Source organism: Fibrobacter sp. (assembly GCA_017503015.1).
Classification (GTDB): domain Bacteria; phylum Fibrobacterota; class Fibrobacteria; order Fibrobacterales; family Fibrobacteraceae; genus Fibrobacter.
This window is the reverse complement of the sequence record JAFVTX010000028.1, coordinates 1-12,486: the sequence shown is the minus strand read 5'-3', so window position 1 is coordinate 12,486 and position 12,486 is coordinate 1. Positions and strand designations below refer to the sequence as shown.

Below are 12,486 nucleotides of genomic sequence, written 5' to 3'. Positions count from 1 at the left end.
GCCCTATTTCCACTTGAACAGCCCTAGCAGCCCGAAGGGAACGGCAAACACGTTCATGGGCACCTGCATGATTTCAGTGACGGGCAGAGCCAGCAACAGCCGCTTGGAGTGGAGCTTCACAGCGGCGCAGGTGAGAAAAATCAAATCGCACAGGACCTTCACACCCATAGGGATGGCAAACCAGGCGATAGGGAAGTCCGCGAAGGCCACCAAAAAAGGACTCACCAGAAGCCAGACCAGGAAGGTGTAGATAAGGGAAAGCGCCAGCGTGTAAAGGTGGCTGTCGTACTTGGTGCCGTTGCTGCTCCAGCGTGCCCGCTGGAAGAACAGGGCCTTCAGGGAATCCACGGGGGCCGTGTCTATGAGGGCGTCGGCGCTCAGGTTGTAGCAGAACTCCACGCCCGGTTCCTTGATCATCTTGTGGATGAGCATGTCGTCGTCGCCACTGGAAAGGTTTACCAGGTCCCCGAAACCGCCCACCTTGAAGAACAGGTCCTTCTTGTAGGCGAGGCATGCGGCACTGGCCAGCATAGGGTGGCCCAGGCTGAATCCGGCGGCCTCGATGGAGGTGTAGGCCAGGGTCTCGAGCCTCTGGTACTGATGCACGGGGCTCCATCCGCCGGTGTTCCGCTTTGGCCCCTGCACGATGGCGATGTTCCCTTCGAACCTACCCGCCATGGAGGCAAGCCAGCGTTTGGTAGGCACGCAGTCGGCGTCCATAATCAGCAGGACTTCGCCGCGGGCTTCCTTGAAACCAGCCTCCAGGGCCCGCTTCTTGGGGCTCTCTACCTTGGGGAGGTTCGGGTCCAGATGGATGGCGCGGAACTTGTCCCCGTGGGTCGCGACGAAATCGTCCAGGATTTTCCCCGTGGAATCGGTAGAGCGGTCGTCGACGCAGATAATCTCGTATTGTCCTGCGTATTCCTGGGCGGCTAGGGCGTCCAGGGTCCGCTGCAAGAATTTTTCTTCGTTTCGCATGGGAATGACCACGGAGACGTAGGGGGTGGCGCTCCCCTTGTGCCTGTGCGTGCGGATAATCCCCACGGTAAACGTGAGAATGGCAACCGCATAAATTGCGGTGAGCACGGTCAGGACAACGACGCTCAGCATGGACCAAAATTTAGAAAAAAGCCTCGCGCCTCGAACCTCAAACCCCGACCTAATACTCGAAGGGAGCCCCTGAGTTATCAGTCGTCTGTTATCAGTCTTCAGTCCATAATTTGGCGTCAAAGGCGCTACTATAAGAACTCACAACTCATAACTGGCAACTCATTACTAATCTCACACTTCACATTCCACATTACACATCTCCCTAACCCCTAGATCCTAGCCCCTAATACCAGTTGGACTATGTCCTACGTTACGTCTATTTTTGTATCTTGTAGCCGTATGTTCAAGAAACTCCTTACCGCAGCCATGGCCGCAGGCTCCCTCGCTTTTGCAGGGGAGCATTGGAACGTGGACCCGGGTGGCGTGACCATGAAGTTTCTTGCGCTGCAGGTTTCGCCGCGAACTGCCGCCATGGCGGGAGCTGGCGTTGCAGACCCCGCCAGGGCCTCCGAAGTGACCCGGAACCCGCTGGCCATGAGCACCGTAGAATCCCCGGAGTTCGGCCTGAACCAGATTGTCTTTGACGGCATGGGTTCGGACCGTTTCATCAATGTTTACTACGGCCTTCCTTTTGCGGACAAATTCACTTTCTCGGCAGGCCTGGATTACCTGGGTTACGACGACATCGAAGGTCGCGACGAAAACGGTCTCGAGACAGGGGAGTATGGCGCCTACGCCTGGGCCGCACAGCTTGGCCTCGGTAGCCGTAATTCCGCCTTCAACTGGGGTGTTACCGCCCGCTTTGCAAGCCAGACCATCGAAGACGAAACGGCCTACGCCATCTTGGGCGACATCGGCGGCTCCTTCAAGGTGAACCGCTACATGGCCTTCGGTGCGACCCTCACCAACGCTGGCTATGTGACCGCCTACGACAGCGAAGACGAATACGCTCCTATGGCGCTCCAGGCGGGCATCACGGGCATGATTCCCGTGACCGAAAGATGGCGCATCCACGTTTCCGCCGACGCCTACCGTCGCGCCGATACCGAAATCCAGGGGCTGTTCGGGGCCGAAATCGCCTACGCCGAAACCCTGATGCTTCGTCTGGGAACATCAGTCCGCAAAGACGAAAGCGACGACTACTCTACAGGGGTCGCCTGCGGCCTTGGTGTGGTATTCGGCATGATTGTCTTCGATTACGGCTACTCCCCGCGCCTTGCCCTCGATGGCGGCAACCACCACATTGCCGTGGGCCTGCGGTTTTAACTCGCCACTTTCACCCGTCCCTTCTGCAGCTGGTAGCACAGGCTCCCGCGGCTAATCCCCAGCTTTTTCGCCGCCTTGCACTTGTTCCCCTTGCATAGCAAAAGCGTCTCCTCGATGTCGGTGAAGGTCGGTTTCTTCTTCCGCTTTTTCAAGAAATCCGTCACGTAAATCGAACAGATATTTTTTTCGCAAAGTTTCGGTAGCGAAAATTCCTGGGTCAAGATTTCGGTAAGGGTCACATCATAGGGTTTCAGCACCGTATAGCGCTGCAGCACATTTTTCAGCTGGCGCACGTTTCCTGGCCAGGGACAGGCCTTCAGCAGCTCCATCTCATCGGCCGTAAGGTCGCGCTGTTTGTTGCCGGAATCGCGACTTCTGGAATCTAGCCCGTTCACTTGGCTTCGAGCCTCCCGCCACAAGTCGTGGGCCACGTCGGCAAAATCCGGCCGTGAGCGCAGGGGCGGAATCTCCACGGGAAAAACGTTGATACGATAAAACAAATCCGCCCGGAAATTCCCGTCGGAGATTTCCTGTTTCAGGTTCCGGTTGGTGGCGCATATCAGGCGGAAGTTCACGGGAACACTCTGGGCGCCTCCCACGGGCGTCACCGTTTTCTCCTGCAGAATGCGTAAAAGCTTGCTCTGGGTATCCATGGGCAGTTCCCCGATTTCGTCCAGAAAAAGGGTGCCCCCTTCTGCAGAGCGGACAAGCCCCAGTTTCTCGTCCACCGCTCCTGTAAACGCGCCCCTTACCGAACCCTCCAGGATACTTTCGGCAAGACTCTTCGGGATTGAACTGCAGTTCAGCGCCACGAAAGGTCCCTCCTTCCGCAGGCCGTGATTGTGGATAAAACGCGCGGCCACCTCTTTCCCGGCTCCCGATTCCCCCTGCAAGAGCACCGGGATGTTGGACAACGACGCAATTTCAAGCATTTTGTGTTGGTCTTTCATTATGCCCTCCGATGTAATAAACGGAGATGCGAAACGTTTTTTGAACCCGCTCTACGAATTTTTACAAAACCGCCCCCTTTTTTACAATTTGCAAACGATAGTTGCTTTTTGTGTCGGGGGAAGCCTCCCCCTGGTTGCAGCCGCGCCTCATCCCGATGTCACCCCGGCCTGGCCTGCCCTGAGCGTAGTCGAAGGGTGCCGGGGCCACCGTTCCTCGCCGCGTCTTCCACCACCCCCTCTCCTAGGGGGCTCCGCCCCCTAAAACCCCTTGTTCGTCTTGCGCTTTTTTTCTATATATGTGCCGCGCGGCGGTAAAATGCCGTCGCAGACATAGACAAACATTAAACCAAGGCGACCGATAAAAATTGCTTTGATTTGAAAATTTGAGCGAGACCGAGTGCAGGCAGGAATGAAAAGTGGTGAATACTGGAAGTCTTTACCACTTTGAATGACGAAACTGCACGAAGAGTCGCAGCCAAATTTTTGAGAATGAATTTTTAGAGGGCGCCTAAAAGTGGCTGGCCAGATGGGTAGGCTTGGGCACGACGGTCGCGAGGAAAGTGACTGCGCTCGAAGCCGAGAGGTTTGGTGGCCCGAAAGGAAAAAATGAGTCAAAGAATCGTATGTAAGTTCGGCGGCAGCTCTGTCGCCGATGCTGGCCAGTTCAAGAAAATCAAGGCCATCGTTGAATCCGACAAGAACCGCAAGGTCATCGTCGTTTCCGCCCCCGGTAAGAGGAATCCCAAGGAAACCAAGCTTACCGACCTCCTCTACAGCACCTACGACCTCGCCTCCAAGGGCCTCGACTTTTCGACCCCGTGGAACCTGATCCGTCAGCGCTATGACGAAATCTGCAAGGACCTGGGTCTCGAAGACAAGCTGACCGAAGACTTGGACAGCCTCGAAGACAAGCTAAAGAACCACCCCGAATCCGTCAGCACCGACTTCTTGGTAAGCCGTGGCGAATTCCTGTGCGCACGCCTCATGGCCAAGTACCTGGGCGCAAACTTCGTCGATACCTTCCCGCTGATCACCTTCGACGACAAGTACCGCATTACGCCGAAGACCTACGAAGACATCGCGAAGACCCTCTCCGACGAAAACCAGCTTTACGTGCTACCGGGCTTCTATGGCAGCAACCTCCGTGGCGAAGTCAAGACCTTCAGCCGTGGCGGTTCCGATATCACGGGCGCCATCCTTGCCAACGGCATCGATGCCGCCAAGTACGAAAACTGGACCGACGTCTCGGGCATGCTCATGGCAGACCCGCGCATTGTGGAAAATCCGCTGCCCATCGAATACGTGAGCTACCGCGAAATCCGCGAACTCGCCTACTCCGGCGCCAGCGTGCTCCACGATGAATCCATCGCTCCGTGCCGCGCGAAGAAGATTCCTATCAACATCCGCAACACGAACCGCCCCGAAGACGCGGGCACCATCATCGGCCCCACTCCGGAAGAAGCAAAGCTCCCGATTACGGGTGTCGCCGGCCGCAAGGGCTTCTCGATGATCTACATCGAAAAGTCCATGATGAACAAGGAAGTCGGTTTCGGCCGCCGCGTGCTCGCCGTGCTCGAAAGCGAAGGCCTCTCCTACGAACTGTGCCCGAGCGCCATCGACTCCATGAGCATCGTGGTGGATAGCAAGGCTCTCGACGCCGTGCAGGACGTGGTCCTCGAAGACATCACGCAGCAGATGCGCCCCGACCGTATCAAGGTGTTCCCGGGCATCGCCCTCATCGCGACTGTCGGTCACGGCATGACGAACAAGATCGGTGTGGCTGCAAAGCTTTTCACCGCTCTCGCCGACAACAAGGTGAACGTCCGCATCATTGACCAGGGTTCTTCGCAGATCAACATCATCACCGGTGTTGACGAAGCCGATACCGAGAAGGCCATCAAGGCCATCTACGGCGCGTTTGTGAAGTAACTCGCAATTGTCATTCCCGCGTAGGCGGGAATCTTAATCAATATCGAAAAACGGCCCGGAATAAAATCCGGGCCGTTTTTCTATTTCCGTTTCGCTCTTGAGCGACACTAACAATTTGCATTAGGAATTATTTGACCCTTGCGCCGTTTGCCTTGTAGTACAGCGAATTTTCTTTTGTGAACAGTACGCGTTTGTGCGGACTGCTTTCATGACGTGCTTTAGGGTTATGGATTTTTTCGATGGTACGTAAGCCGATGGATTCCGTTTGCGGTTCCACGCTAGACTTCAGCTGCCATTTTTCGAGGGAATCGAGACCTGCGTTCCCGAGAACGGCAAGATCGTAGCCGATGACTTTTACGGCGCCTGCGGCGTATGCGGTGTCGAACTGCGCCGAGATTCTTGCGCTGTCGGCGAGCGCATGCGAGTCATCGGTGCGGAACAGTTCCATGTCGACCCAGAATTCGATTTCATACTTTTTGCAGGCCTGCGCAATGGCGCGTTCGTAGCCGCCCACGGTCGCGGTTTCGGCGTGATGCTTGCCTGCGTCACTTGCTCCTACGCCATCCTGCACGGCGATGATGTCGGGCTTGAATCCTGCGGCAAAGAGCTTCTCGAAAAACGTTTGCAGCTTTTCGGGAGTTTCCAGGTTCTGGTTGTAGAAGGGCGCCGCCATCACCTTCCAGCCCTTCGCCTGTGCGGCGTCCGTGACCGGCTTCAGAAAATGTTCCGTGAGCATTTCCGGGGTTGCGTCACTGCGCAGATTGTCCCAGTAGTAACGCGCAATCTCTTGCGGAATGTACACGCCTTCGATAACAGTCTCGTTCCCGTATAGTGAATGGATTTCTTCAAGAACCTTCAGATTCCTTGCTGTAAGCGTGTCAAGCTGCTCGGCAGTTGGCGGGGTGTACCAATTTTCGCCATTGTAGTAGAGCCCGAGCCAAAGCTTGGTGCCTGCGGTTTTTGCCGCCTCGATGCTTTTGGGGAAGAGTTCATTGTTCTTGTACTGCGTATTCTGCAGAAAGTCCAATTGCGAAGGGTAATACAGGTGCGTCGCTTCGACGGCGGCATACTGCAATACGACATGGTCCATGCCAATCGCGTGCAAGCGTTGGTGCATGTGCGTAATGGAATCCTGTGACTGGTAGGCGGTTGTCCAACCTGCATCGAATACGCCCGCGATTCCTGCGGCATAAGCCGTACCTACAGAAGGCCCAACAACAGACACAAAAACGCACCACATTAGCGCGAAAAATGTATGTCGAAATAAGGGTTGCATGGTAAACATAATCCCCAAAAAATCCGGGATGCCCTAGGCGTCGGTCTTCATGCGTTCCTTCAGCTCCAAATAGAACTTGCTCTTGGCGGTCATATAGTACGGATACACCCACAGGGCCGCGATGCCGAAAGTAAAGGAAACCAGTAGCATCCAAGCCCAGAAACGGGCCTGTAGGCAGAAAAATTCCCAGCGGTGGCCATACATCATTTCCTTGCTCGCGGTAATGGTCTGAAGCGGAGAGTATTCCGGATGTTCGACGAGAATCAATTCCGTCATCGTGTAGGAATAAGCTTTCATGATGCCCGGAACAATCAAGAGCAAGAACCATAGGATGAGCATGATGTATTGAGCGATTTCCGTAATTACGATCCTCAGAAAATATTCTACGCTGCGGTATCCCAAGAACAGCCGTGCATAAGATGGCTTAGCCTTCAGCGCCAAATTCAAATAGCAAGCGACAAGGCCTATCCACAAGACCCATGTAAACGGCGTACAGAGTACTTCCCAGGCTTGATAAAGCACGGAACCTTCTTCCATAAAGAATTGCGGAGTCGAGATTCCCATAACGACTGCCAGGAACAATATCAAAGTCAAGGCGCCGTAAAGCCAGCGACCGCTCATCGCGTTCCAGGCAAATTCCTGAATTTCCCTATTGTTCATAGAGCGACTGCGGTTCAGTTCTGCTACCAACTGATTTTCTTCGTTTTCCATATATACTCCCTTCTTATTGAGTCGTTACGGCAAAAACATAATAAATTAAATTTCGTACCACTATGACAATGAAAAGCATTTTGATAGAACTTGCGGCAACGTTCTTTCTAGTGGCCTGTTCCGAATCGTTTACCGACCCGCGTGACGGTAAATCATACGACATTGTGCAAATCGGTTCGCAGACTTGGATGGCCGAAAATCTGGACTATGAATCCGACGGCAGTGCCTGCCCCGAGGGAGACAACCGCAACTGCGAAAAATACGGGCGGCTCTACACTTGGGAAGCTGCGCAAAACATTTGCCCCGAGGGTTGGCTGCTTCCCGACAGCCTGGACTTTGCAAAGCTTGTGGTGCAGGCGGGCGGTCCGTCTCAAGCGGGCGACGCTCTCAAAGCCATCGACGGTTGGTTCAAGAAGGGGAACGGCTCCGACGCGTTTGGTTTCAAGGCGCTCCCTGCCGGCTATCGTGGCGCCGTTTATGAAGGCGAGGACAGTGCACTTGCTGAAGGCGCTTACGACGGTATCGGCGGATACGCCTATTTCTGGAGCGCCACGGAAACCTCGGACGGACTTGCCTACTACCTGCTCCTGGATTTCTCCAGCAAGGCCGCAGGCCTGAACGCTTTTGGCAAGGGTGATTTCCGCTCTGTCCGGTGCATCAAAAAAACGTAAAGGGCTATATTTACCGTACCATGGTCTATACCTTTCTCGCGCGGCTTTTTTCTTATGTTCTTTTTGGGGCGTTGCTCTTGTTGAACTGGAAACGCCCTACGGTCCGTGCAAACTATGACGTGGCCTGCAAGTGGAATCCTGCTGTGGCACGGACCAAGTTTCCGCTTTTTTATGAACGGCTCTTGTGCAATCTGGCCAGGCACGCGGGGGAGTTGCTTTTCTGTTTCCCCCTATTCAAGAGGCTTCCTCGTGAGTTGCTCGCTTACCCGTACAGCCTTGGCGGTTTCCGTTTCGAAATCGCTCCCGATTCCGAAACCGTACTTCAAGAAATGCGCAAGGGCGGTATTTTCTTGACGGCCCATTACGGGAACTACGAGGCCATGGGCCCTTGGCTTTGCAGCCTCGGCATCCCCCTTGCGGCAAGTTATATTCCCGTGAAACCCGGCTGGCTTAACAATATTCTAGAAAACCGTATTCGTGCCGTAGGCGGCAGGACCTATTCCGTGAACGCCAGGTCCCCCAGGGAATTTTTGCGTCTGCTGCAAGACGGGCGGCTTTTCTGCCTGCTGGCCGACCAGGACAGCCGCATTCCCAGCGCCCTGTCCGGCACATTTTTAGGAGCTCCGGCACACATGAATCCCCTGCCGGATTTTCTGCTGAAACATCGCCCTGAAACACCGCTTTATATCTGCTGGATTGAAGAACCTGACTTAAGGACAAAACGCTTTCATGCCGAAAAGCTTCGGGTAGGGGAGGGGGAAACCGTCATCGAGGCCTTCAACCGCTGGCTAGAATCCCGCATTGCAAAAGAACCTGCCCTGTGGTACAGCTTTACCCACCGACGATTCTACAGCACAACGCCAGAAATTTACAGTTGCGCAGCCCCGCCGCCTTCCCATCTTTCTAATTTATGAGAAGACTAAACTCACACCCCACATTCCACACTTCACATCTCCCAAGATCCCAACCCCTAGATCCTATCCCCTAGCCCCTAACCAATGAACAAAGCCGCCATCATCGTTGCCGTATCCATGCTCCTGAGCCGTGTCCTCGGGATTTTCCGCGAGATGCTCCTGGCCCATGCGGCGGGTGTGTCCCTAGAGAAGAACGCCCTGGACCTGGCTTTCATGGTTCCGGATATCTTGAACCATGTGGTAAGTACCGGATTCCTGTCCATTATCTTTATCCCGATTTTTACGGGCTACAAGGTGGCCGGCGACGAGAGGGGGGGCTGGAAATTTTTCAGCAACGTGCTGAACACTTTTGGAATAGCGTTGCTCATCCTCGTAGTTCCCGCCTTCATCTGGATGAAGGAACTTTTGCAGTTGTTGACCGTGGATGGCGCTACGCCGGAACTTATCGAGCGCGCCACCTACTACGGCCGTATCATCTTGCCTGGCCAGATTTTCATTTTTGTGGGGAGTATCCTGGTGGCGGTGCAGCATACCCGCAAGCAGTTCCTGGTGCCCTCTCTCACGGGATTAATTTATAACGTGGCCATTGTGGGCGGAGGTGCTGTAGGAATTGCGCTCAGTAAGTACACTGGCACGGATTTCGGCCTAGAGGGGTTCGCCTGGGGTGTACCGGTGGGCGCCTTTATCGGCTTCTTTGCACTGCAAATATTCGGTGCCCGGATTGGCGGTGTGCGTTACGAATTTATCGTCCAGCCTACTCACCCGGATATCGTGCGCTATTTCAAGATGATGCTCCCCATGTCCCTTGGCGTAGGTTCCATGTTCGGCCTGGAATTTATCATCCGTAGCTTCGGCGCGAATTTTGGCCCCGAAGGTATTTCCAGCCTCAACTACGCCTACCGTGTCATGTACACGCTGGTGGCGGTGTTCGGCTTCTCTGTTTCTGTCACTAGTTATCCCGACATGGCCCGCCTAGTCAAAGAGGGGGACTTTGTGAGCTTGAACCAGAAAATCTGGAAAAGCCTCTCCCGTATGTTCTGCATCTTGATTCCGGCGGTGGTCGCCGTGTGGGCCCTCAGTTTTCCTGCGGTGCGTATCCTCTTTGAACGTGGCGCTTTCCATCGCGAAACGACCGAAGCCATTGCCGAAATCCTTCGCTGGTACTTGCCCGTGAGTCTCGGGCTATGCCTCCAGGCGGTGCTGGTCCGCAGCTTTTACGCCTGCGAACGCATGTGGATACCCACGCTTCTCAATACGGGCATCTTTGCCGCCACTATTCCCGCCTACATCGTGCTGGGCGCTCCCGAGCTAGGGCTTGGCATCAGGAGCGTTCCCATTATCGGCGCGACAGGCGCTATACTCCAGGTGCTCGCCATGATTTTGATGTGGGCAAAAAAGAACGGCACCGACGGCATGGGGGCGGCCCTCATGAATATGCTTCGGGCATTGTTTACCTTCGCTATCATGATTGGGGTTGCGGTTGGGTTGGACCATGTCTCCGGCAGTTTTGTCCGCAGCGCAAACCTTGTGGTTCTCGTGGCCTACAGCTGTGCCGCCGGAATCTTGCTGTTTGTGCTCACGCTCATTATCCAGCGCTATCTCGGCAGCAAGGATGCCAAGGATATTCTGAACGAACTCCTTGGCAAGGTGCTCCGCAAGCTCCATCTTGCTTAAGTCAGGCAATACAAAAAAGCCCGGGGATTTGGTCCCAGGCTTGTCTGCTAAGTTTGTCTATTAAATTCAGGTAATTAGAAGTTCTGGTAATTGGGTGCGTCTGCAAGTCTTGGGCTGGTGTTGATTGTAGAGACGTACTTGTCCACCAGGTATTGCGGGCATTCCACTTCTTCCCAATAGAAGTTGGGGTTGTCTGCCGCCATGAACCAGTCGGCAAACCAGTTGCAACCCTGGAGTAGGTTGGGTATGCTAGAGAAAGCGCGGGAACAATAGCCTTTGACGCAGGATTGGTAAGCTTCAAGGGAGGCGTCGGTGCCGATTTCTCTCTGGCAGTTGGTTAGGAATCCGCCGTACCCCTCGATGCCATTGCGCATATCAAATCCGGTTTGTCGTGACAGGGCGTCAAAAGCTCCTACTCCACCACCAGGTACCATCAGGTCGAACTGGGTGGTACCGCCATCCACGTCATGTCCGATATTGGAGGCCATGGCGATAATGTGTTTCCCGGCCAAAGCTTTGTGTGTTTCCTTGGGTTTGTTGTAATCGCCTTCATTATGGAAATGGCCGTCGTACTGAAAGTGGTAGCATTTCCCGCAACCTTGGGTAGGTGGCCCGGCGACAAAGGCGTATGCCAGGGTGTCGTTTACGGCTACGGGAATCATGTCAGTACAGGCAAAGGCGAAGCCTCCGTTGTCACAGGCGCTAACGGTTCCCTTGAGCCATGTGCCGTCTTCGCTCTTGGTGAAAGCGGGAATTTCTTCGTCTTGAATGCTGCAGTTTCTGGCGATTTGGTACGGATTGGCGTTTGCGTCCACTTTTTCCGACCAGGCGCAGTGGGGCTTGCAGGCGTCCCAGTAACGGGAGTTCCATCCGTTCCCGCTGCCGTGAGAAACGAGCAAATTGTTGTAAGAGGCTACAGGGTAACCTGTCGGGTCGGCGACACCACCTTGAACCTTTCCAAAAGAACTGCTGGATTCCTCGGTAGAGGAGCTTGTGTTAGTTTCGTTGTTATTTGTACCTTGGCTTTCACTGCTGCTTGAGTTGTTGTCGTTGCCGCTCCCTCCGGCGGAGCTTCCTTCAGAAGAGGGGGAGCTCTGGGTAGAGGCTGCGCTCTGCACTTCTTCCTTGGCCTGTTCCACCTTTTCGGGAGTGAGTTCGGTCAAGGTGCTCAGGTCAATGTTTTCGACAGTGGTCCCGTCGTTCAGGGTCATGGTTCCTGTGGCGCTGTCAAAGGTCCCGATCTCGTTTCCCTTGGTGTCGGTAACCTTGCCGTCAATGTAAATGAGGTAGTTCTGATTAAGGATGTTCTGGTCGCTGGGCAGCCAGTAACAGTTGTTGGTCACCACGAATTCGGCGATTTCTTGGTTTTCGGCACAAGAGTCAACGCAGGTCGTGACGGGCGAGGGGGAGTCGCTGCTGCACCCTCCCAAGAGTGCAAGACCAGAAATTAAAATGAGTCCGCTCAAAAAAGCAGTACGCATAAAACACTTCCTTTAGGTTTCCCCATCCCTGGCAACAAGATAGTTATGTAGCCATGCATTTTGAATAACGGGGAATGAAAAAAGATTTTTATGCAAGTTCAAATGTAAACTTTGTAAAATTTTCACTTTGTAAAAATCTTTTTACAAATTTTTCATATTCAATTCACATTTGCTGCCTTTTTTACAACCATCAGTTTAATATATGTTGATAAGTTGTTGGATTCGGGCAGGGACAATGCAAAATGTGCCTTTTTCTTATTAAATTCGCCATTTTTCGCTTACTACCCCTTTGTGAATAATATTGACGCCCATTACAGAAAGGACCGAGGGGCTCGAACCACAAAATTCCCCGTTTTTGCAAAAAATCAAAGAAAAATGCTTGCAATTATTTCTTGATTTACTAAATTTGTGGCTCAATTTCGGCGAGTACCGCTTCCTATGCTCTCCGAAGTAACGGAAGTCTTTGAGGCTTCTTGACTTGAAGCGATAAACCTTCTGCTGAAGAAGAGGAATAAAATGGCAAAAGAACATTTTGATAGAAGCAAGCCGCACTGCAACATCGGC

General features: G+C 53.8%; 11 protein-coding genes. 5 read left to right on the top strand and 6 right to left on the bottom strand.

Annotation, left to right across the window (positions count from 1 at the left end; all coding sequences use genetic code 11):
- Positions 1 to 3 precede the first annotated feature (3 nt).
- Positions 4 to 1,107 carry a glycosyltransferase gene (locus tag IKB43_05200; protein ID MBR2469537.1) on the bottom strand — a complete coding sequence of 368 codons (1,104 nt, stop codon included), beginning with the start codon at positions 1,105 to 1,107 and terminating at the stop codon, positions 4 to 6.
- A 282-nt stretch (positions 1,108 to 1,389) separates the two neighbouring features.
- On the opposite strand from IKB43_05200, the gene IKB43_05195 reads away from it, so the two are divergent.
- Complete coding sequence (locus IKB43_05195) at positions 1,390 to 2,316, top strand: PorV/PorQ family protein (GenBank protein MBR2469536.1); 927 nt, start codon at positions 1,390 to 1,392, stop codon at positions 2,314 to 2,316.
- Here IKB43_05195 and IKB43_05190 read toward each other — a convergent pair.
- Positions 2,313 to 3,266: a sigma-54-dependent Fis family transcriptional regulator gene (locus tag IKB43_05190; GenBank protein ID MBR2469535.1), complete on the bottom strand. Its 954-nt coding sequence runs from the start codon at positions 3,264 to 3,266 to the stop codon at positions 2,313 to 2,315. The two genes, IKB43_05195 and IKB43_05190, sit on opposite strands and share 4 nt — an antisense overlap.
- Before the next feature lie 606 nt (positions 3,267 to 3,872).
- Here IKB43_05190 and IKB43_05185 point away from each other — a divergent pair.
- Complete coding sequence (locus IKB43_05185; protein MBR2469534.1) at positions 3,873 to 5,195, top strand: aspartate kinase; 1,323 nt, start codon at positions 3,873 to 3,875, stop codon at positions 5,193 to 5,195.
- Positions 5,196 to 5,322: 127 nt separating this feature from the next.
- Here the strand turns inward: IKB43_05185 and IKB43_05180 are convergent, their stop codons facing one another.
- On the bottom strand, positions 5,323 to 6,435 hold the full coding sequence (locus IKB43_05180; protein ID MBR2469533.1) for a DUF4434 domain-containing protein: 1,113 nt from the start codon (positions 6,433 to 6,435) through the stop codon (positions 5,323 to 5,325).
- A 69-nt stretch (positions 6,436 to 6,504) separates the two neighbouring features.
- On the bottom strand, positions 6,505 to 7,182 hold the full coding sequence (locus IKB43_05175) for a DUF975 family protein (protein MBR2469532.1): 678 nt from the start codon (positions 7,180 to 7,182) through the stop codon (positions 6,505 to 6,507).
- A gap of 62 nt (positions 7,183 to 7,244) precedes the next feature.
- On the opposite strand from IKB43_05175, the gene IKB43_05170 reads away from it, so the two are divergent.
- The 3 genes from IKB43_05170 to IKB43_05160 all read left to right on the top strand — a co-directional run bounded on the left by IKB43_05170 (position 7,245) and on the right by IKB43_05160 (position 10,441).
- A complete protein-coding gene (locus tag IKB43_05170) occupies positions 7,245 to 7,853 on the top strand; it encodes a fibrobacter succinogenes major paralogous domain-containing protein (GenBank protein ID MBR2469531.1) in 609 nt (202 codons plus the stop codon).
- 20 nt (positions 7,854 to 7,873) lie between these two features.
- The gene (locus IKB43_05165) at positions 7,874 to 8,767 is read left to right on the top strand and encodes a lysophospholipid acyltransferase family protein (protein MBR2469530.1); all 894 of its coding nucleotides are present in this window, start codon (positions 7,874 to 7,876) and stop codon (positions 8,765 to 8,767) included.
- Between the two features lie 84 nt (positions 8,768 to 8,851).
- Positions 8,852 to 10,441: a hypothetical protein gene (locus tag IKB43_05160; GenBank protein ID MBR2469529.1), complete on the top strand. Its 1,590-nt coding sequence runs from the start codon at positions 8,852 to 8,854 to the stop codon at positions 10,439 to 10,441.
- Positions 10,442 to 10,515: 74 nt separating this feature from the next.
- On the opposite strand, the gene IKB43_05155 is transcribed toward IKB43_05160, so the two are convergent.
- Both IKB43_05155 and IKB43_05150 read right to left on the bottom strand, forming a co-directional pair.
- A complete protein-coding gene (locus IKB43_05155) occupies positions 10,516 to 11,922 on the bottom strand; it encodes a glycosyl hydrolase family 5 (protein ID MBR2469528.1) in 1,407 nt (468 codons plus the stop codon).
- A 258-nt stretch (positions 11,923 to 12,180) separates the two neighbouring features.
- Positions 12,181 to 12,486: hypothetical protein (locus tag IKB43_05150; protein ID MBR2469527.1), on the bottom strand; the 306-nt coding region annotated here is incomplete at its 5' end.